This window comes from Rhizobium sp. 1399, from assembly GCF_031455475.1.
Lineage (GTDB): Bacteria > Pseudomonadota > Alphaproteobacteria > Rhizobiales > Rhizobiaceae > Rhizobium.
In genome coordinates this window covers 37,643-57,302 of the sequence record NZ_JAVDSU010000008.1, presented here as the reverse complement: position 1 = coordinate 57,302, position 19,660 = coordinate 37,643, and the positions used below count along the sequence as shown (strand labels likewise).

Annotated in this window: 26 protein-coding genes; 12 read left to right on the top strand and 14 right to left on the bottom strand. The window is 60.8% G+C overall.

What is annotated here, in order from left to right; genetic code table 11:
• Positions 1 to 25 precede the first annotated feature (25 nt).
• The 6 genes from J2X71_RS23540 (at position 26) to J2X71_RS23515 (ending at position 3,352) form a co-directional block, all read left to right on the top strand.
• On the top strand, positions 26 to 457 hold the full coding sequence (locus tag J2X71_RS23540) for a hypothetical protein (protein ID WP_310386171.1): 432 nt from the start codon (positions 26 to 28) through the stop codon (positions 455 to 457).
• 55 nt (positions 458 to 512) lie between these two features.
• Positions 513 to 1,880, top strand: a complete 1,368-nt coding sequence (locus J2X71_RS23535) for a TonB family protein (protein WP_310385591.1) — start codon at positions 513 to 515, stop codon at positions 1,878 to 1,880.
• A 108-nt stretch (positions 1,881 to 1,988) separates the two neighbouring features.
• Positions 1,989 to 2,396 carry a DUF2325 domain-containing protein gene (locus J2X71_RS23530; protein ID WP_310385590.1) on the top strand — a complete coding sequence of 136 codons (408 nt, stop codon included), beginning with the start codon at positions 1,989 to 1,991 and terminating at the stop codon, positions 2,394 to 2,396.
• A complete protein-coding gene (locus J2X71_RS23525; RefSeq protein ID WP_310385588.1) occupies positions 2,393 to 2,665 on the top strand; it encodes a hypothetical protein in 273 nt (90 codons plus the stop codon). The genes J2X71_RS23530 and J2X71_RS23525 overlap by 4 nt, the downstream gene beginning before the upstream one ends.
• Positions 2,666 to 2,675: 10 nt before the next feature.
• The gene (locus J2X71_RS23520) at positions 2,676 to 2,990 is read left to right on the top strand and encodes an antibiotic biosynthesis monooxygenase (protein WP_113321676.1); all 315 of its coding nucleotides are present in this window, start codon (positions 2,676 to 2,678) and stop codon (positions 2,988 to 2,990) included.
• A complete protein-coding gene (locus J2X71_RS23515; RefSeq protein WP_310385585.1) occupies positions 2,987 to 3,352 on the top strand; it encodes a VOC family protein in 366 nt (121 codons plus the stop codon). Before J2X71_RS23520 ends, J2X71_RS23515 begins: the two co-directional genes overlap by 4 nt.
• Positions 3,353 to 3,355: 3 nt before the next feature.
• On the opposite strand, the gene J2X71_RS23510 is transcribed toward J2X71_RS23515, so the two are convergent.
• Both J2X71_RS23510 and J2X71_RS23505 read right to left on the bottom strand, forming a co-directional pair.
• A complete protein-coding gene (locus tag J2X71_RS23510; protein ID WP_007815276.1) occupies positions 3,356 to 3,727 on the bottom strand; it encodes a DUF423 domain-containing protein in 372 nt (123 codons plus the stop codon).
• 2 nt (positions 3,728 to 3,729) lie between these two features.
• A complete protein-coding gene (locus J2X71_RS23505; protein WP_310385583.1) occupies positions 3,730 to 4,131 on the bottom strand; it encodes a group II truncated hemoglobin in 402 nt (133 codons plus the stop codon).
• Between the two features lie 247 nt (positions 4,132 to 4,378).
• On the opposite strand from J2X71_RS23505, the gene J2X71_RS23500 reads away from it, so the two are divergent.
• From J2X71_RS23500 to J2X71_RS23480, 5 genes are all read left to right on the top strand, one after another.
• Positions 4,379 to 4,942, top strand: coding sequence for a TetR/AcrR family transcriptional regulator (locus tag J2X71_RS23500; RefSeq protein ID WP_310385581.1), 564 nt, complete (start codon positions 4,379 to 4,381; stop codon positions 4,940 to 4,942).
• A gap of 19 nt (positions 4,943 to 4,961) precedes the next feature.
• A complete protein-coding gene (locus J2X71_RS23495; protein WP_310385579.1) occupies positions 4,962 to 5,303 on the top strand; it encodes an SMR family transporter in 342 nt (113 codons plus the stop codon).
• Positions 5,304 to 5,486: 183 nt separating this feature from the next.
• The gene (locus J2X71_RS23490) at positions 5,487 to 6,272 is read left to right on the top strand and encodes a ThuA domain-containing protein (protein ID WP_310385577.1); all 786 of its coding nucleotides are present in this window, start codon (positions 5,487 to 5,489) and stop codon (positions 6,270 to 6,272) included.
• 9 nt (positions 6,273 to 6,281) lie between these two features.
• Positions 6,282 to 7,325, top strand: a complete 1,044-nt coding sequence (locus J2X71_RS23485) for a Gfo/Idh/MocA family protein (RefSeq protein WP_113322510.1) — start codon at positions 6,282 to 6,284, stop codon at positions 7,323 to 7,325.
• Between the two features lie 308 nt (positions 7,326 to 7,633).
• Positions 7,634 to 8,473 carry an aspartyl/asparaginyl beta-hydroxylase domain-containing protein gene (locus J2X71_RS23480; protein WP_310385574.1) on the top strand — a complete coding sequence of 280 codons (840 nt, stop codon included), beginning with the start codon at positions 7,634 to 7,636 and terminating at the stop codon, positions 8,471 to 8,473.
• A 38-nt stretch (positions 8,474 to 8,511) separates the two neighbouring features.
• Here the strand turns inward: J2X71_RS23480 and J2X71_RS23475 are convergent, their stop codons facing one another.
• The 6 genes from J2X71_RS23475 to J2X71_RS23450 form a co-directional block, all read right to left on the bottom strand.
• Positions 8,512 to 8,907, bottom strand: coding sequence for a DUF1236 domain-containing protein (locus J2X71_RS23475; protein WP_113322509.1), 396 nt, complete (start codon positions 8,905 to 8,907; stop codon positions 8,512 to 8,514).
• A gap of 239 nt (positions 8,908 to 9,146) precedes the next feature.
• Positions 9,147 to 10,259, bottom strand: a complete 1,113-nt coding sequence (locus tag J2X71_RS23470; RefSeq protein WP_310385571.1) for an ABC transporter permease — start codon at positions 10,257 to 10,259, stop codon at positions 9,147 to 9,149.
• A 1-nt stretch (position 10,260) separates the two neighbouring features.
• Positions 10,261 to 11,385 carry an ABC transporter permease gene (locus J2X71_RS23465; protein WP_310385569.1) on the bottom strand — a complete coding sequence of 375 codons (1,125 nt, stop codon included), beginning with the start codon at positions 11,383 to 11,385 and terminating at the stop codon, positions 10,261 to 10,263.
• Positions 11,382 to 13,127 (bottom strand): ATP-binding cassette domain-containing protein, encoded by a 1,746-nt coding sequence (locus J2X71_RS23460; protein ID WP_310385567.1) that lies wholly within the window; start codon positions 13,125 to 13,127, stop codon positions 11,382 to 11,384. Before J2X71_RS23460 ends, J2X71_RS23465 begins: the two co-directional genes overlap by 4 nt.
• Positions 13,124 to 14,131, bottom strand: a complete 1,008-nt coding sequence (gene hlyD, locus J2X71_RS23455; RefSeq protein ID WP_310385565.1) for a secretion protein HlyD — start codon at positions 14,129 to 14,131, stop codon at positions 13,124 to 13,126. The genes J2X71_RS23460 and hlyD overlap by 4 nt, the downstream gene beginning before the upstream one ends.
• Positions 14,131 to 14,817: a CerR family C-terminal domain-containing protein gene (locus tag J2X71_RS23450; protein ID WP_310385563.1), complete on the bottom strand. Its 687-nt coding sequence runs from the start codon at positions 14,815 to 14,817 to the stop codon at positions 14,131 to 14,133. Before J2X71_RS23450 ends, hlyD begins: the two co-directional genes overlap by 1 nt.
• A gap of 177 nt (positions 14,818 to 14,994) precedes the next feature.
• On the opposite strand from J2X71_RS23450, the gene J2X71_RS23445 reads away from it, so the two are divergent.
• Complete coding sequence (locus J2X71_RS23445; protein WP_310385561.1) at positions 14,995 to 15,282, top strand: hypothetical protein; 288 nt, start codon at positions 14,995 to 14,997, stop codon at positions 15,280 to 15,282.
• A 75-nt stretch (positions 15,283 to 15,357) separates the two neighbouring features.
• Here J2X71_RS23445 and J2X71_RS23440 read toward each other — a convergent pair whose 3' ends face one another.
• The 6 genes from J2X71_RS23440 to J2X71_RS23415 all read right to left on the bottom strand — a co-directional run bounded on the left by J2X71_RS23440 (position 15,358) and on the right by J2X71_RS23415 (position 19,609).
• A complete protein-coding gene (locus J2X71_RS23440; protein WP_310385559.1) occupies positions 15,358 to 16,236 on the bottom strand; it encodes an SDR family oxidoreductase in 879 nt (292 codons plus the stop codon).
• A complete protein-coding gene (locus tag J2X71_RS23435; protein ID WP_310385557.1) occupies positions 16,233 to 17,018 on the bottom strand; it encodes a hypothetical protein in 786 nt (261 codons plus the stop codon). Before J2X71_RS23435 ends, J2X71_RS23440 begins: the two co-directional genes overlap by 4 nt.
• Before the next feature lie 217 nt (positions 17,019 to 17,235).
• Complete coding sequence (locus tag J2X71_RS23430) at positions 17,236 to 17,823, bottom strand: protein-S-isoprenylcysteine O-methyltransferase (protein ID WP_310385555.1); 588 nt, start codon at positions 17,821 to 17,823, stop codon at positions 17,236 to 17,238.
• Positions 17,824 to 17,883: 60 nt separating this feature from the next.
• A complete protein-coding gene (locus J2X71_RS23425) occupies positions 17,884 to 18,468 on the bottom strand; it encodes a hypothetical protein (protein WP_310385552.1) in 585 nt (194 codons plus the stop codon).
• Positions 18,469 to 18,625: 157 nt separating this feature from the next.
• Positions 18,626 to 18,748 carry a hypothetical protein gene (locus J2X71_RS23420; protein ID WP_007815309.1) on the bottom strand — a complete coding sequence of 41 codons (123 nt, stop codon included), beginning with the start codon at positions 18,746 to 18,748 and terminating at the stop codon, positions 18,626 to 18,628.
• A gap of 264 nt (positions 18,749 to 19,012) precedes the next feature.
• Positions 19,013 to 19,609 carry a L,D-transpeptidase gene (locus J2X71_RS23415; protein ID WP_310385548.1) on the bottom strand — a complete coding sequence of 199 codons (597 nt, stop codon included), beginning with the start codon at positions 19,607 to 19,609 and terminating at the stop codon, positions 19,013 to 19,015.
• Positions 19,610 to 19,660: the final 51 nt, after the last annotated feature.

The following is a 19,660-nucleotide window of genomic DNA, read 5'->3' as shown; positions in this document are numbered from 1 at the left end:
TCAATTTGCTTATGGAGAGGCGATGATGACGGGTCGGTTTGCTGCGTTTGCGGCTAGTGTGCTGTTTTCGGTGTCGGGTATTGCACAGACCTATGCGCAGGATGCGACTGCAGCCGCCAAACTTGTCGTCGAGCTCAATGTGCTGGCGCCCTCGCAGAAGGGCTGCATGATGACCTTCGTGGCCGAGAACAATCTGCAGACGCCGATCAACAAGATCTCCTTCGAACTCGCCTTCTTCAACGACAAGAATGCCGTCGACCGCATCACCGTGCTCGATTTCCGCGATCTGCCGCAGGGCAAGAAGCGCGTGCGCCAGTTCGATATGCCGAACGTCAAATGCGAGACGGTTACCCGCATCCTCATCAACGACACGCCTGTTTGTGACGGGCCGGCGGCGGGGGAATGCATGAAGGGTCTGGTGACCCGCTCGCAGATCTCAGTTCCTTTCGAAGGTTAAGACGAAAGCCGGGATGAAGCCCGGCGCGCATGTTCCAAGCTGTCCGAGGCGTAAAATGGCTATTTCAGCGAAGTCCAGATCGAGACACGTGCTCATCGAGGAGGCGAGCGCTGACGAGAGCCTGAACGACAACAATCCCGGCATGCATCCCGGCCACGAACTGTCCGACCTGCACAATGTGCAGCGTCAGCCGGCTGGCGAGCAGGTCATCCATTATGCGCGTTTTGCGCAGATCTCCTCTTTCCCCGATCATCCGGAAACCGCAGCGGCATCTTCCGTCACCCCGCCACCAATGGATGCTGCGGTGGAAAAGCAGGAAGACGAGAAGGCGCCCGTGCGGCGCCGGCTGACGGTGACCTGCATCTGCTCGCTGCTCTTTCATGCGGCGCTGGCGACTGCACTGATCGTTGCTTTCCCCAAGGCGCCCGAAGAGGCGATCGAGGAGGCTGGCGAAGCTGTCAGCGTCGTCATGTACGGCAACTCCGATGTCGATCAGACGGCTGCCGGCGAGACAGAAACGACCATCCAGCAAGAAATCATTCCTGAGGCCGTCCAACCCGACACGATCCATCCGACGCAGACGGCGCAAGTTCAGCCGGAGGCCGTGCAGCCGACGGAGGTCTCGCCTGTCGAGACGCATGATGCCGTTCAGCAGGCGCCGGCACCGGAAGTGACGCGCGTCTCGCCGGAAACGGCGACGGCCGCCGAGCCGGAAATTCTGGTTTCGGAGGTACCGGCCGAGGAATCCGTTGCGCAACCGATGTCGACGGTCGTTCCCGAACAGCAGGTGACGGTTGATGCGGTCTCTGCGGAGGTGCAACCCTCCGAGGTGCCACCGAGCGCGGTACAGCCGACCGAAGTTCAGCCATCAGAGACGCAGCCTGAGACCGCAGTGGCTGTCGAAGAGGTGAAGCCGGTGGAAGCCGCCGAAGTCCAGCCCGAGCCGGAGCAGCCGCGGGAGGCGATAACCCCGACGCCGAAGCCCAAGGTGACGACGCAGGAGAAGCCGAAGCCGGTTGAGAAGAAGCAAGCGCCGAAGAAGACGGCGGGTTCGCGAGGCGAGGGCCAGCAGGATTCCCAGCGGGGTGTTGCGGAAGGAACCTCAACCGCGCAATCGGACAGCAATTCGCAGGTTGCCAGCAACAACAACGGTGTCGGCACCGCAGCCGTTGCCAATTACAAGGGCAAAGTCAGAAGCCGTATCCGCCGGGCGATCAGGAAACCCCGTGGGGTCGAAGGCACCGTGGTCGTGACCTTTTCGGTGAGCGGCAATGGCGGGCTCGCGGGGGCTCGCGTTTCGCAGGGGTCCGGCGTTCCCGATATCGATCAACTTGCTCTCGATGCGGTCCGCCGCGCTGCGCCATTCAGCCCTCCGCCGGGTGGGCAGGCCATGACTTTGTCGGTTCCCATCCAGATTCAATAAATATGATAAAAACAATCAACTTTATACTTTACTCTAAAAATCAAGTTTAATAAGGTCCGTTCGCACAAGCATGAATCGTGTGACGATCAACGAGCGAACGGGTGGTAAATGGCTCGAAAGGCGAAGAAGGGGGCGAACCGGGAGATGCGTGTTCAGGCCGATCAGGAGACGAAGGAGATCTCCTCGGGCCGCTCCAAGCTGGATGGCCGCAGTTTCCTCTATGTCGGCGGTCGTGATTGCCAGGTGGCGCATCTTCGCCAGATCGCCAGCAATTTCGGTGCCGAGCTCATCCACCATGATGGCGGTCTTCGCGAAGCCGTTTCCCGCATCGATACGTTGCTTCCCTCGGTCGACTGCGTGTTCTGCCCCATCGACTGTATCAGCCACGATGCCTGCCTGCGTGTGAAGACCGGCTGCAAGAAGTTCAGCAAGGCATTCATCCCGTTGCGCAATGGCAGCAAGTCGAGCCTGGAGCGTGCGCTACAGACGATGAACGAACGAGACAATTCCCGATGAATGAAGAACGCCCTGATGGGTTCACGATGATCGGCCTGCATAAGCTCGCCGCTCACGGCGGCGACGGCATGGTGCCGGCGCTTTACGAGGTTTTCCTGGAAAATGCCGCGCGCCAGCGCAGCTATCCCAATGTGGTACTGTTCCCCGCCTGGGAGGCGCGCATGCCCGGTGAAGCGGCTTTAAAGCCCATTGGCGCGGATGCGGCCGATGGCAATAATATCGTCGTCTTTCCGCGTTATGCGGAGCGGGCGGACAAGAAAAAGGCATAGGGAGTTTTTGATGTATATCGCGATGAACCGCTTCAAGGTGGCCGCCGGCGCCGAAGGCGATTTCGAGACTGTCTGGCGCAATCGCGATTCCAGCCTTTCGGAGGTTCCGGGCTTCGTCGAATTCCGCCTGCTGCGTGGCAAGGCCAATGCGGAGGAGGGTTATACGCTGTTTTCCTCCCATACGCTCTGGCGCAGCGAAGAGGATTTTCTGAACTGGACGAAGTCGGAGAATTTCCGCGCCGCGCATCGCAATGCAGGCGACAACAAGGGCCTGTATAAGGGCCCGCCGGTGTTCGAGGGCTTCAACGTCGTTGACGGCATATGAGCGGTAATCCCGATCGTATCGAGGTTCTGCCGGTCCTGCCGTCGCTCGATATCGCAGAGACGCTCGCCTTCTATCGCGATCAGCTCGGCTTTGCCAAAATCGTGCACCAGACGCCGGATTATCTGATCCTCAGGCGCGGCGAGATGGAGCTGCATTTCTGGCTGACGGATGATCGAAGCCTGCCGGAAAAGACATCCGTCTACCTGCGCGGCGGCGGCATTGCCGCCCTTCATGCGGAATACCGTACGAAGGGCGTTTCACGCCTGTCGGATATGGAGGTGCGGCCGTGGAACATGGAGGAATTCTATATCCATGATCCGCACGGCAATCTCCTGCGCTTTGGCCGCATACCGCAGCCATAGAGTTTAACTCTTGACGCGGAAGAAGGCGCTCGCCGAAACTGCCAGCCAGCCCAGCATCATGGCCCAGCCGCCCGTCGGCGCGGCATAGGGAAAGAGGCTGGAGCCGGTAAAGCGCAGGGTGACGAGATCGCCCGCAAAGAGCAACGTCCCCACAATCATCAGCAAACCGGCCAGCCAGGCGCTTTTGATTTTGCCGGCACCCAGCGCCAGTGCCAGCAGGGCAGGGGCGTGGGCGAGGCACATGGCGGAGGCCGAGGTGGCCAGATGCGCATCACCACCGCCATGGGCGGCGAGGGCGGCCAGCGCCACGCCTGCAAGGCCGAACAGGCCGGCAAAGAGATAGAGCACCGGTTCCAGACGCGCGTTCAGGCTCATGACTATTCCTTGTTCTGCATGTGATGGGCGAGGCGCTCGACCGGCGCCCAGATGAGGTCGCGCAATGCCTTGCTGGCGATGGTTTCATCCATGGCGCGGCGGAAGCAGAGCAGCCATTCGTCGCGTTCGACAGGGCCGATCTCGGCGACGAAATGACGGCTGCGCAGACGGGGATGGCCGCGCTTGTCGGTATAGAGCGGCGGACCGCCCAGATAGCCGGTCATGTATTCGTAGAATTTCTCTTCGCTACCTTCGAGGCTTGGCGGATGCACGGCGCGCACGTTTTTCGCCTCCGGCAGCGTATCCATCAGTTCGTAGAAACGATGCGTCAGCGCCCGGACGACAGGATCACCGCCGATCGCCTCGTATAAAGTTGTAACCTGTGAAGTTGCCTGCTCCGGCACGAAACCATCCCTTAATACCCGCCCCAGAGCGTCAGTGTCCCCTCCGCCACTCTTGGTTTTTGTTCCAGCATCGGATTGTCCGAAAACCGTTTCACACTTTTCGGTCCGATGCTCTACATGCACCCGATAAAAAAGGATCGCAACTGTCATCAAAACACCGCGGCATTTCGCGCATAATCCTTTGTGAGGCAGGGCCTTCAGTCGATTCTTCTTGACAAAACCGTCCGGACGGTATCTTTGTAAATTCATGTCAAACGCTCATCATCGCAAGAAACAACCCGTGCTCGTGCGCCAGCAGTTGCTGGAGGTCGCCGCGCGTCTTGCTGGTGAGAGTGGCATGAGCGCTGTCACGCTCGATGCGGTCTCGGCTGCGTCAGGCGTCAGCAAGGGCGGACTGCTGCATCACTTCCCGACGAAGAATGCGCTGCTGGACGCCCTGTTCGAGAGCCTGCTGGAGAAGTTCGACGCCGATATAGACGAGCTGATGCGCGCCGATCCGCTGCCGCAGGGCCGTTTCTCGCGCGCCTATCTGCAGGCGGTGTCCGGGCTGAAGGATCGTCCCGACGATTCCAGAAGCTGGACGCAGGTCACGATCGCGCTTCTCGCCGAACCCCGGCTGCGCCTCCGATGGCGCCAATGGGTGGCGGCAAGAGCCGAGGAATATATCGGCACCGACTCGGCGCCCGACACTCTGATCGTGCGTTTTGCCGCCGACGGTCTGTGGTTCGCAGATACGTTGGAAAGCCATGACATCAGTGACGCTCTGAGGCGAGAGCTGATCGCCCGCCTCATCGAGCTGACCCACAAGTAGATCAAGAAGGAATACCGCCATGAACCCGGCTGCCGTCTATGGGCTGCTCGTTGCAGCCATCGTGCTTGAAGTTATCGGCACGACAGCACTTCAGCTCTCCCAGCAGTTCACCCGCCTCGGGCCGACGGCGCTCGTCATCGCTTGCTATGGGGCTGCCTTCTACTGCCTGTCGCTGACGCTGAAGCATATTCCAGTCGGCATCGCCTATGCGATTTGGAGCGCTTTGGGAATCGTGCTGATTTCCTCTGTCGGCCTCGTGTTTTTCAAGCAGCGGCTGGATACGCCCGCCATCATCGGCCTCGGCCTGATCATCTCTGGCGTCGTCGTCGTCAACCTGTTTTCCAAGACCGTTTCCCATTGATGTGACAAGGGATTTTTCCCGGTCGTGAAACCGGGAAAAATCCTCTTTGTCAAAATACCGACAAAGGTCTATGTCTTCCTCTGACGCGGAGGAGGGACTGCTTTGGCTGACCATCTTTCCAAAGCGCTTTGAATCCCGCCTTCCTGCTTGCCAAAAATCCAAAGGTTCTAGAGGAGCATAGCCATGGCCATTCGCACCGTCGTATGGGGAGAGAACATCCATGAGACAACCAACGCCATTGTCCGGGGCATTTACCCCGAGGGCATGCACACCACGATCGCCAAGGCGCTGAACACCGATCCGGCGATTTCCGCGACCACGGCAACGCTGCAGGAGCCGGAACATGGCCTCAGCGAAGCCCGGCTTGCTGAGACCGACGTTCTGACCTGGTGGGGTCACAAGGATCACGGCGCCGTCTCCGATGTCGTCGTCGAGCGCGTCGCCAAGCGGGTGTGGGAAGGCATGGGCCTGCTCGTTCTGCACTCCGGCCATTTCTCCAAGATCTTCAAGCGGCTGATGGGCACGCCCTGTGCGCTGAAATGGCGCGAGGCGGGTGAGCGCGAGCGTCTGTGGACGATCAATCAGCGCCATCCGATCGCTGCTGGTCTCGGCGAGCATTTCGAGCTTGAAAACGAGGAAATGTATGGCGAGCAGTTCTCCGTACCGGAGCCACTGGAAACGGTGTTCATCTCCTGGTTCCAGGGCGGCGAAGTCTTCCGGTCTGGCCTGACCTGGCGCCGTGGTGCGGGCAACATCTTCTATTTCCGCCCCGGCCACGAAACCTATCCGACCTATCACGATGCGAACGTGCAGAAGGTGCTGATCAACGGCGTGAAATGGGCCTATAACCCCGAGGGTGCGTTGACTGGTATCACCGACGCCCCAAATGTGCCGGTAGAGAAGGCACTGGAGCCGATCGTCGAACGCGGCCCGAGACTGCACCAGGCCGGCGAAGCCGGTTACCGCTGAGGAGCATCCATGCGACTACTCGTTCTTGGTACGGGCGTGATGGCGAAAAACCAGCTCGCCCATTTCGCGAATATGGACGGCGTGACCGTGGTCGGCGCCGTTGATACGGATTCCGACCGCCTTGCCGCATTCGCCGATAAGTTCAATATCGAGAAGCGGTTTCTGACGCTGGAGGAGGCGATCGCCTGGGGCGAGTTCGATGCGGCGACGAATATCACGCCTGACCGAATCCATTACCCGACCACCATGGCGCTGATCGCGGCCGGCAAGCATGTGCTGTGTGAGAAGCCGCTGGCGGAAAACTATCCCAAGGCGCTGGAGATGACGGAAGCGGCTGAGACCGCCGGCGTCATCAACATGGTCAATCTCACCTATCGCAACGTCGCACCGCTGCAGCGCGCCCGCGAGATGGTGCTGTCAGGCGAGCTCGGAACAATCAAGCATGTGGAGGCCTCCTATCTGCAGAGCTGGCTGGTGTCGCGGGCCTGGGGCGATTGGCGTACGGAATCGACCTGGCTGTGGAGGCTTTCCACCGGCCACGGTTCGAACGGCGTGCTCGGCGATGTCGGCATTCATATCCTCGATTTCGCAGCCTATGGCGCTGCGACCGATATCGATCATGTCTTCGCCCGGCTGAAGACCTTCAACAAAGTGCCGGGCGGGCAGATCGGCGAATACATGCTCGATGCCAATGACAGCTTCACCATGTCGGTCGATTTCGCCAATGGCGCGCTCGGCGTTATCCATGCCAGCCGCTGGGCGACCGGACATCTGAACGAGCTGAAGCTGCGCATCTATGGCGAGAAGGGCAGCCTTGAGGTCATCCACCGTCCAAGCGGTTCCGAACTGCATGGCTGCCTCGGCGACGATGTGGAAACGGCAACCTGGAAGCCGGTCGACGTGCCGCCGGTTCCAACCAACTACCAGCGCTTCGCTGAGGCCGTGGCAACGGGCGTGCAGCTCGACCCGAATTTCCGTCATGCGGCAAACCTGCAGAAGGTGCTCGACCTTGCCATGGTCACCGAGCGCGAACGCCGCGAACTGAAAGTCTGATATTCTTCAGGACATCTCTTAGAGATTGTCACCGCCGCGCTCGCAGCGCGGTGGTGACATGCGGCAATTGATCGCTAAAACCTGTACTTAAGTGTACTTGAGCCACGCCCAGCACTGTCCATATTTGCTCAATGGCCAACGCGGTAACCGTCGTATCGGCTCCTGCGCGGAAGGCCATGTCATTGCTGGAGCATTTCCGTTTTTCTTCGAAACACGGAAGCGTTCTATTTCTTCGTTTTTGACGCAGTTCCGGCCGCAGAACCGCTGTGCACTTTGCTGGAATTGCTTTGGTCCGCAATGGAAAGCCTATGACTGACGGTATCGCCAATACACCCCTTCCCGAAAAATCAGTATCTATCCCCGACGCGCAGGGCTTCGCCACTGCCGGGATCGCCCCTATGGACCGGCCGAGCGCGATAACGCGCTTCTTCATGGGCATCGTCGCCTGGGCCGAGGGCCTGAATTTCAAACATGCCAAGCTCGGCAATCCGCCTGTTTATGACAACGCGGTGTTCCCGTGGGCGAAGGAGGTCGAGAAGGCCTGGCCTGAGATCCGCGCCGAGCTCGACCGCGTGCTGGTGCGCCAGAGCGAGCTGCCGAGCTTCCAGGAAATCTCCACCGACGTGCAGACCATTTCCAAGGACAATCGCTGGAAGACCTTCTTCCTTGTCGGTTTCGGCGTAAAGTCGGAGCAGAACATCCAGGCCTGCCCGGAAACCTGGAAGGCGGTGCAGAAGATCCCCGGCCTGAAGACGGCGATGTTTTCGATCTTCGAGCCCGGCAAGCATCTGCCGGCGCATCGCGGCCCCTATAATGGCGTGCTGCGCCTGCATCTCGGTATGATCGTGCCTGATGCGACCGATAAGCTCGCCATCCGCGTCAAGGACCAGATCTGCCACTGGCAGGAAGGCAAGGCGCTGATCTTCGACGACGCCTATGAGCATGAAGCCTGGAACCACACGGACAAGACGCGTGTCGTCCTGTTCATCGATTTCGTGAAGCCGCTGAAATTCCCGGCGCGACTGATCAACTGGGCTCTGCTCAACCTTGCGATTTTCACGCCGTTCATTCGCGAAGGGCTCGATAATCACAAGGAATGGGAAAAGAAGTTCTATGCGCAGGCGGAAGCCCTGCGGAACCGTACATAGAAAAAGGCCCCGCTGAAGCAAGCGGGGCCAGTTCCCTGTTATTCGATCACCTGAACCACACGATGGGTCTGCGGCTCGACAATCACATGGCGGTCGTTGATGACGGTATAGGCATAGCGCGGATTATCCGGCACCGGGATCACCTGAACATCTGCGGGCAGCGGCTTGCCGACCACGATCGGCTGCTGCACGACCACTGCTGACGGCGGGGCCGGCTGCTGCTGGACGTAGGTTACGACCTCGCGCGGCGGCGGATCGACGACAGCACCGGCTACACCGCCTGCCACGCCGCCAATTGCAGCGCCCACGGGACCGCCGACAATGGCGCCGGTGATTGCGCCGCCGGCAGCACCCGTCACGGCTCCATCGGCCATCGCATTCGTGGCCAGAGACGAGAGCGCAAGCGCGCTCGAGACAAGAATGATCTTGTACATTTTGCTTCTCCTTAGCTCTATGTCTTTGTTTTCACGCAATTCCGGACGCAAAAACGCTTCGCACTTTTGCTGGAATTGCTCGGTGTTTTCACGCAACACCGGACGCAAACCAATTCACATTTCTGCTGGAATTGCTTTGGTCTGCACTGGGGTAACGAGCCCATCAATGTCGATGTTCCGGCCGGAGAAGCGTTTCGGAGTCACGGTTTGGAAGCGCAGTTCACATAGTGTGAGGCGCGCTATTCCAGCCTGCGGCGGAATAGCCAGGCGGCAGCACCAAGTGTCGCGCAGGCGATCAGCGCCAGCGGAATGGTCTGGTTCAGCACCTCGGCGGCCGGAATATCCTTCAGGAAGACGCCTTTGACGATGATGAGGAAATAGCGCAGCGGATTGACAATCGTCACGGGCTGCAGCCAGTCCGGCATGTTCTCGATCGGGGTTGCGAAACCCGAAAGCAGCATGGCCGGCACCATGAACAGGAAGGCGCCGAGGATCGCCTGCTGCTGTGTCATCGAGAGCGCCGAGATGAAGAGGCCGAGGCCGGCGACCGAACCCAGATAGAAGATCGAGCTGCCATAGAGCAGGAAGAGCGAGCCGCGCAAAGGCACGCCGAAGATGAAGATTGCCGCCAGCACATAAAGCGTCATGTGGAAGAGGCCTATCATCATCGGCGGAATGAGCTTGCCGATCAGGATTTCATGGACGCGCAGCGGCGAGACCATCAGCTGGTCGAAAGTGCCGAGTTCCCGTTCGCGGGCAATGGAGAGCGCTGTGACGATGAGGCCGATGAGCAAGGCGATGCTGGCGATCAGGTTCGGCACCATGAACCATTGATAGGTGAGGTTGGCGTTGAACCAGTTGCGCGGCACGGTCGCGACCGTCTTCGCCATGGCGCGCCGGCCTGCCGGCGTCTCAGTCGAAAGCGTCATGCCGATTTGGGTGAGATAGCCGGAGACGATCTGGGAAGCGTTGGAGCGGCGTCCGTCGAGGATGATCTGCAGATCAGCGGGGATACCGGCCTCGATGTTGCGGGAGAAATCCGGCCCGATCTCGATTGCGGCAATGACGGACTGGCCGTCGATCGCCTCGCGGATATCGGTCTGGTTATCGGTGGTCTCGATGCGCCGGAAAGTCGGCGAGCCCTGGATGCGCTGGATCAGTTCCTGCCCCCAATGACCGCTGTCGCGGTTCAGCACCATCACATCGACATTGCGCACCTCGAGCGTTGCCGCATAGGAGAAGATCAGGAGCTGCATGAGGGGCGGCACGATCAGCACGAAGCGACCCTTGGGATCGCGCATCACGGCGAGCAGTTCCTTGACGATAAGAGCCTTCAGCCGCGTCCACCACATCTCAGCCGATCCTCTTTCTGGTGCTGCGGGCAGCCAGCACAAACATGATGCCGCCGATCGTGAGCATGACGGCGATCGAGCGGGCGAACATTGGCCAGATATCGCCTGCCAGGAACACCGTCTGCAGGCTGGGGATCAGATAGCGGGCAGGCACGATGATGGTGATCCACTGGATGATTGCCGGCATCGAGTTGATCTCGAAGAGAAAGCCCGACAGCAGGAAGGCCGGCAGAAAGGCTGTGATCAGCGCGATCTGCGAGGCGAGGAACTGGTTCTTGGTTGCCGTCGAGATCAGCAGGCCCTGGCCGAGCGCGGGGACCAGGAAGGCGGCCGACAGGGCATAGAGCGCTGCGACCGAGCCGCGGAACGGCACGCCGAAGAGGAAGACGGCGAGCAGCACGCAGAGCGTCATCGAGGCGAGGCCGAGCAGGAAATAAGGGAGGATTTTGCCGGCAAGCAGTTCGGCTGATGTCACCGGCGTCGCCATCATCGCCTCCATCGTGCCGCGCTCCCATTCGCGGGCGACGACGAGCGAGGTGAGCAGCGTGCCGACCAACGTCATGACGATGGCGATAGAGCCGGGGACGAGGAAGTTGCGGCTCGTGAGCTCCGGATTGAACCAGAAGCGCTGCTCGATGGAGATGGGCGGACCGGCGGCCACCGTCTCGGATTGCCGCTGCCGCTCCCAATTGGCGACGGTCCCTTGCGCATAGTTCTGCACGAAATTGGCGGTATTCGGGTCCGAACCGTCGACGAGAACCTGGATCTGCGGGTGGTTGCCGGCGGCATAGTCTGTCGTGAAATCGGCGGGGATGACGACGATGCCGCGCACATTGCCGAGCACGAGATCGTTCTTGAACATGCGCCGGTCGCGGCCAACAGTGACGGAGAAATAGCGGGAGGCCTGGAAGCTTGCCGCGAGGTCCTGCGTCAAGGGTGTGGCCTGTTCCAGCACGAGGCCGATGCGGGTGCGGGTCGTATCCAGCGACACGCCATAGCCGAAGAGGAAGAGCAGGATCAGCGGCAGCACGAAGGCGATGAGAATGGTGCTGGGATCACGGATCGCCTGATAGCTTTCCTTGCGTACGAGGGCGACGAAGCGGCGGATGCGGGAAGAGGTGCTCACGCGGCTTCCCCTTCCGTTTCCGACTCCTGAACCAGGGCGATGAAGGCATCCTCCATCGTCGGGTCCGGCTCTTCTCTGGTTGCGACACGCGCCTTCAGCTCATCGGGCGAACCGAGCGCGATCGAGCGGCCGCGATAGATCAGCGAGATGCGGTCGCAATATTCGGCCTCGTCCATGAAATGCGTCGTCACGAGCACCGTGACGCCCTTTTCGACGAGTGCATTGATATGGGTCCAGAATTCGCGCCGCGTGATCGGATCGACGCCTGATGTGGGTTCGTCGAGGAAGAGGGCGCGGGGCTCATGCATGACGGCGCAGGCGAGCGCCAGGCGCTGTTTCAGGCCGAGCGGCAGGTCCTTGGCCGAATGGCGCGCGTGGCGGCCGAAATCGAAGATATCGGTCATCAACTCGATGCGCTCGCGCCGGCGATTGCCGGAGAGGCCATAGACGCCGGCGAAGAATTCGAGATTCTGCATGACGGTGAGATCGCCATAGAGCGAGAATTTTTGCGCCATGTAGCCGAGCTGGTTGCGGGCTTCGGCGGCATCCTTGCGCAGGTCGAAGCCGGCAACACGGCCTTCGCCCTCCGTCGGCTTCAACAGGCCGCAGAGCATCTTGAAAGTCGTGGACTTGCCCGCGCCATTCGGGCCGAGCAGGCCGAAGATCTCGCCGCGGCTTATATCGAAGGTGATCTTGTCGGCGGCGGTGAAATCCCCGAAGCGCTTGGTCAGGCCATGCGCCTCGATGACGGGACGATCACCCATCTCGCTCGGCGCCGCTTGCGCTTCCGCGAGTTTCGAGCGTCCGCCGGGGCCGCCGCCGAGCATATCGATGAAGGCATCCTCGAAGCGGGCAGGGGTGGGCGTCAGTTTTGCCTCGCCGCCGGCGTTGCCGATGTCAGGGCTCTCGTCCTTGCCGGTGACGAGGCGGATGGCATCGCCCTGGATGACGCCGTCGATGACACCCTTTGTCTGCAGCAGTTCGGCCAGCACCTGCCGCCTGCGGCCGGTGACACCAGACACCTTGAAGACGCGGTCTTCCACGCGACCGGTCAGGTCATGCGGCTTGCCGGAAAAGAGCAGCTTGCCCTGATTGAGCAGCAGAACGTGATCACAGGCCTCTGCCTCATCCAGATAGGCGGTCGACCAGAGCACGCCGATGCCTTCCTGCGTCAGGTTCTCGACCATTTTCCAGAGATCGCGCCGCGAGATGGGATCGACGCCGACGCCCGGCTCATCGAGCAGCAGCAGGCGCGGCTTCTTCAGCAGCGCACAGGCAAGGCCGAGTTTCTGTTTCATGCCGCCCGAGAGCTTGCCGGCAAGCCGCGTCGTGAAGCGCTTGAGATCGGTGAAGGTCAGCAGTTCCTCGAAGGAGGCTGCGCGTTCGGCCTTCGGGAGGCCGCGTAGATCGGCGTAGAGATCGAGATTTTCCTGAACCGACAGATCCTCATAGAGGCCGAAGCGCTGCGGCATGTAGCCGATCGAGGCCTGGATGGCGGCCGGGTTCTTGTGCGTATCGAAGCCCAGCACCTCCACCGTGCCGCTATCGGGCATCATCAGGCCGGTCATCAGCCGGATCAATGTCGTCTTGCCGGCGCCGTCGGGGCCGACCAGGCCGGTGATCGCGCCGCCCTTCACTTCGCCGGAGACAGCATCGAGTGCGGCCGGGCCATCGCCGAAGCGCTTGGTGACATCGGCAAGCCGCACCAGCGCTTCATCCTTTGGGGCGGGAGAGGTGCTCATTGTGCGGCCAGCGAGGGAAAGCGCACGGTGACCGGCATGCCCTGGCGCAGATCGGGGCCGGGCTTGTCGATGACGATGCGCAAGCGATAGACGAGGTCGGTGCGAAGCTCCGGCGTCTCGACTGATTTCGGCGTGAATTCGGCGACCGGCGAAATGAAGCCGATCGTGCCTTCATAGGGCTTGTCCGGCTGCGTATCCGAGGTGACCTGAACCTTCATGCCGGGATGCAAGCGGCCAAGATCGCCTTCCGCGACATAGCTGCGCACCCAGACCGGCTGCGTGAGGGAGAGGACATAGACCGTATCAGCCGGCGAAACGATGGCGCCGGGTTCCCGCACGCGCGACAGGATGACACCGTCATTCGGCGCGCGCAATTCGGTATCGGCAAGCGAGATGCGGGCGGAGACCAATGCAGATTGCGCGGCCTTCAATTGCGCCTCGGCATTGGCAATGTCTTCCACGCGGCTGCCCTCCTGCAGGAGTTTCAGCGCTTCATTAGCGGAATCCGCACGTGCTGCCGCCATCGAACGATTGGCGGTCGCCTGATCGAGGTTCGCCTCCGATATCGTGCCCTGAGGGCGGAGCTGGCGGGCGCGGTCATAGGCGATATTAGCATTGCGCAGCGCAGCAAGGCTTTCATCGTAGGAGGCTTGCGCCTGGGCGATCTCCGTCGGGCGCGGACCTGCCTTCAGCTTGTCGAGCGTCGCCTGCAGGGCGGCGACATTGGCTTGCGCCGAGGCGACAGCCGCTTCGAAAGGTGCGACGTCGAGCTTGCCGAGCACATCGCCGCTCTTGATCATGTCGCCCTCATCGACGGCGAGCGAGGCAAGCCGGCCATCGACGCGGAAACCGAGAGAGACCTGGCGGATATCGACATTGCCATAGAGCGCGAATTCCTTGGTGCGTTCCGGCAGCCAGCCGAGCTTCTGAGGCAGGCCGTACCACCAGGCGGCGGCACCCGCAGCGAGGAGAATGACGATGGCAAGGGGGAGGATCCGTCTCATCAGGTATTTCCTTTCGCCTGACGCAGCTGGCCGACAAGCTCTGCAACGAGGTTACGCAGGGTCTGGAGTTGTTCAGGGCCGACCGACTGCCACTCCATCTGGGCGAGAACGGCCGCATGGGCGACGCGGAAGACCATGATGTTGCCGACGAAGGCGAGGGTGCGCAGCCGAACATGCTCGCTGGCCGGGTCTTCCTGCAGGATGGTGCCGATCATGCGGCGCGCCATTTCGATCATCGGGCGCATGAGGCCCTGATAGACACGGGCGAAGGCCTCGGTCGGCTCCATCTGCTCGCGGATGATGAAGCGCGCCCAGGGCTCGGACTCCTTGCTGACGAAAAGGCCGACCATGGTCGCGCCCATCTCCGTCAGCAGGCGCCGCGCATCCTCTTCGCTCAGTGTCTGACCCGCAGCCTCGAGCGCCATGAGATGGGCGCCGATCTGCTGGCGCAGGGAGCCGACATGGCGGTCGATGCGCGAGACCAGATATTCCGCCGTCGCGACATAGAGGCCTTCCTTGCCACCGAAATAATAGGGGATGGCCTGCAGGTTGACGCCCGCAGCCTCGCTCAGCTGCCGCGTCGAGGTGCCGTCGAAGCCGTATCGACCGAAGACATCAAGCGCCGCGGAAAGCAGCTTTTCCCGGGTGATTTCGGCGCGGTTTGGTTGGTTTTGTTCATCAGTCATGCCTCATATATAACTCCAACCAAAGTTTCAGTCAATCGAATGAATGTTTATCTTGCCGAGCCTGCCCAGATGTGTATGAGGGTTGCGGGCGCGAACCGTCAGTATATTTACGTTTACTGTCGGCGCATTTACCGTTTCGTACTTCCGTAAAGGCTAATATTCTGGCTGAATGGGCTGATGAGAAACCAGCACGTCACGCCAGGAATCGGACGACATGCCTGGAGAGCGCTTGTTACCGGCGCTGCTCTTGCTCTTCCTGTGACCATGGCTTGCGCTGACGATATTGCGCCCGGAAAAGGCGATCGCATCCAGAACGAGGTGGTGAAACCATCGCCGCATGACGGACGGCTGACGGCGCCGCATATGAGCGCGGTCTGGTGGCTGCGAATCAGGCGAGAGGCACCGCAGGCCGATCAGCCTGATCATTCAAAGCAGGTTTTCGTGCGCAGCGACAACCAGCCCTAATCCTGGGCACCGCAGCCTCAGCTGAAGCGCTGCGCGTCCATTCTCAGGCACGAAGGACGCCTTAACTCCCAGAGCCTACGCATCGGGCTTTTCGAAAGCCGATTCCGGTTTGCGGGCCGGTGCCGTAGTGCTCGTCTCCGGCCGATGGGGGCTCGGGTCTCTTTTGCGGCGCTGAGCCCGGCCGATCAGGCGGAGCGCCACCGCTGAGGGCAAGATTCTCGCAATGAAGGCGGCGAGCTTCGAAGAGATGCCGGGAATGACGAGGCGGCGGCCGGACTTGAAGCCCTGCCATGCCTGCTCGGCCACATAATCGGCATCGAGCTTGGGCAGGACCTTGAAGAGGGCGGCCCGGTTGGCGCCGGATTTTTCCAGGAAGTCGGTCGAGACAGGGCCGGGGGCGACGCAGGTTACCGTCACACCGAAGCGGCGGACCTCCTCATGAAGGGCGGTCGAGAAGGCGCGCACGAAATTCTTGCTGGCGTAATAGAAGGCCATGTAGGGGCCTGGCGTGAAACCGGCGACGGAGCCGAGATTGATGACGCCGCCGCTGCGGCGCGCCACCATGCCCGGCAGGAAGCGAAGGGTCATGTCGGCGAGCGCGCGGATGTTGACGTCGATGATCCCAAGCTGATCCTCGGCGGGCAGGGAGGTTGCCGCGCCGCGCAGCCCATAACCGGCGCTGTTAACCAGAACGCCGCAGGCGAGCCCGTTTTCGGCGAGATAGGATTCCAGCCGGGCGGATGCATCCGCAGAGGCGAGGTCGAGTTCAATCGTGAAGGCTTCGCCGCCCGCCTGCGTAATCTCCGTTGCGGCAGCCGCAAGGCCTTCGGGGGAGCGTGCCACAAGAACGACGATATTGCCCTCGCGTGCGGCAACTCGGGCAATGGCCCGCCCGATGCCACGGGACGCTCCGAGAACGACGACAGCCAGGCGCTGCTCGGCGCTGACGCTCATGGGGCAATTCCCGCAATCGATATGCCGGTGGGCTTTTCCGCCTGCGGCAACCCCCTGACCTCGTCGGTGACCTCGCCGTTCAGGATCTTTTCAAACCGCTCCAATGCCCGGGCGATGCTGGCGCCATCCATGACGCGGTGGTCATAGTGGATGCGCACGGTGACAGAGCCGTCCGCATCGATCGGGCCGTAGTTCAGTAGCGTGGTGAGCGGCGTGAGCGGATTGAGGGATTCGGCGCCGAGGCCGGAATAGACAGAGAACTGGAACGTGCCGAAATAGTGCCCACGCCGTTTTGCCAGATTGAGCCCGAGCCACATCATGGACCAGCGGAGCAGGGCAGGCGCCCGGGCAAGTTTGAGCGAACGCCGGAAGTCCTTGATCTCGCCAATCGGCAGCGAGCGGGCTTCGCGGATCAGCTTTTCCAGCTCGGGAATGGGGCGCTGTTCCGGCCCCTTTATCTTGCTCAGGAGGACGATCCGCTCGCCCTCATGCTCGCGCTCATGGGCGATGGAGGCCACGCTTTCGGGATATTCGTAGAGCTGATGGATCGGGAATTTGATATAGGCGCGCCGGAGATCCGGGGTCTCCTTCGAAAGCAGCGCATAGCCTTTCAGGAACAGCACGGTCCATGACGGGCGCGGATTGCAGGCGCTTCGGGCATCCAGCAGCGGGCGGATATTCATCTGCCGCTGCACGGTGACGCGTGGGATGCCGATCGAAAATCGCATGAGATCTCCGACAAGCCGCCTTGCGGGCGAAAGCCTTATTGTTCGTCCCTTCATCGTGCCCTCCTCCTAGAGCACCGTGCGTCCATTCGGACGCACAAAGGACGCTCTAGCTCTTTGATTCTACGCATCAGGCTTTCCGAAAATCGATCCCGATTTCCGGGCCGATGCTGTAGAGCATTTCCGTTTTTCCTCGAAACACGGAAATGCTCTATCTCCTTGTTTTCACGCAATTCCGGACGCAAAACCGCTGCACACTTTTGCTGGAATTGCTCTAATAGAGATAAGGGATGATCCGCTTCGTCCTGTCCATATAGGCGCGGTACTCGGGACCAAAAACATCCATCATCATACGCTCTTCCTTGTCCACCCGCAGGAAGAACAGCACGGCAAAGCCGATGAGGCCTGCAAGACCCGCCACCCAGTTCGACAGGAGGAAAGCCTGGGCGAGGCCCATCAGCATGAAGGAAGTGTACATGGGGTGGCGCACCAGCGCGTAGGGACCTGATGATATCAGCTCGTGCTTCTGGCGGATTTCCAGCGTGATGGACCAGTTTCGTCCCAGTTGCTTGTGTGTCCTGCGAAAGACCCACATTGCAAGGCAGAAGATGGCGGCCCCAAGCACGACCGCCCATAGGTGGGCAGGGTAGTCGGCGGCTTTCGGGATGCCGGTCGCGACGTAAAATCCCGGCACGATCGCGAGCCCGGCGAGAGCCGCCGCAAGGGCTATCTTCTCCGAAACGCTCCGCTGGCTGCTGACGACGGGCACGCGTTTGCCGCGGCGCTCAAATGGGTATCGAATGATGTACCATGCGATAATTCCGAGGACCCAGACGATCTCGCCAATGGTGTGAACCGACAAGCTCAAATCGGCACCAGAACCTTTCCACGATCCGTTTTCCGGGATCGCCCTGCTTTTCTATCAACCCGTATTCATCTCCCGCAGATTTGTAATGAATTGCTGCGGGCGAAGCCAGATGCCAGGCGTCTTATACCCCATATGCTTGGCGATATCGGCCACGAAGGCGTTGCAATTGTAGACGGTCGCCTCCCAGAGACGGCTGCGCGCCTGGAGTTTGCGAATATAGGCGACCGTGTCGTTATATTCGGCGTCCGTCAGCATCACGCGCCAACTCGCCGAGCGGTATTGCTCTTCGAGATCGCCATCCGTTTCGCCTGTCGTGGCGGGGACGGGAATGAAGTGGCCGATGACATAGGGCGCGGCATCTTCCGAAGCCGGGGCAAGTCCCGCAACCTCGGGACTGATCATTCTTCCGTTCTTGTCGGCGCTTCCGAAGACGACATAGGTGTGACCGTAGGTCAGCGCGTAACGCGAGCGGAACTCGATGAAACGCCGTCCCGCCTGGTCCCGAGCCGCAACCGGTTTCTTCAGGTCACGGGCATCGGATGTATAACGTGGCAGGGGGGCTTTGTCTTCTGACTGACACGATGATACCACAACCGCCAAAATGGCGACCAAGCACAAGCGGCTTCTTCCAAGCGCCATCAACACGCTCCATGTGCAGGCTCCTGCGAATGCGGGCCTGATGCCGGCTGATGCGCCGTTCCTGCGTCCTGAATGGCAGGCGGGATCAATCCTGGCCGTTTTAGGATGTTAGAGAGAGGAAGGGCCTACCGAGCCCTTCCTAAGTGTTATGCGAATTTTACTTGTAGACGGCCGTTGCTGCAGGCGGTGGAGCTTTCCCCTTGCCTTTACCAATCGACCCGCAGGCACTCAGATTGGCCACCGCAAGCGTTGCGAGGATCACGAATAAAATTCTGCTCATTAAGTCCTCTCCTCATCCTGGTGCAGGCCTGAAAGACTGCACCTCAAAGTTTGACGATAATCGGCACCTTGGACAGTGCGGGAGTGATGCAACGTGCAACGAATCTACATTAGCAGATACTTACCGGTGTGGCCAACCCCGCAATTTCACATGGTAAACGGCACTGAAGGCGCCGCGATCTTTCAGATCCGCTTGCCACGTTTCAGGCTTTTGTTTTCGCATGTCGTTATCGCAAAACCGCGGCACACTTTTGCGCGACATGCTTTAAATGACGACTACACGCGTTCCCACCCGGGTGCGGGAGTAGAGGTCGACGATGTTTGCATTGGTCAGGCGAATGCAGCCGTTCGACACCGCATGACCGATCGACCAGGGCGCGTTGGTTCCGTGCAGCCGGAAGAGTGTGTCCTGGCCGCCCTGGTAGAGGTAAAGGGCCGCAGCCCCCAGCGGGTTGTCCGGTCCTCCCGGAACGCCATCGGCATATTGGGCCAGCCGCGGCTTGCGCGCGATCATGTCGTCGGTGGGCTTCCACGAAGGCCACTCCGCCTTGCGGCCGATCGTGGCTTCGCCCTTGAAGCTTAAGCCTTCCTCGCCAACGGCGACGCCATAGCGCGTGGCAACGCCGCCGTCCTCGACGAAATAGAGATAGCGTGCGCCCGTATCGACGACGATGGTGCCGGGCGGTTCGCTGCCGTCATAGGCCACTTCCTGCCGGCGATAGCGGGGATCGGCATCCGGGTCCCTTCCCAAAACCCGATAGCCCAGCGGCGGGCCATCCGATGTCGTACTGCATCCATGAAGCATCAGAGCCAGGCTGCCCAATACGAGGCCCCGGCGCGTGACTGCTGCCCTTTCGTTCATTTCCACCTACCCTTAGTCAGCTTCGATGTTTTCCGGTCAGCAGCGGGCTCG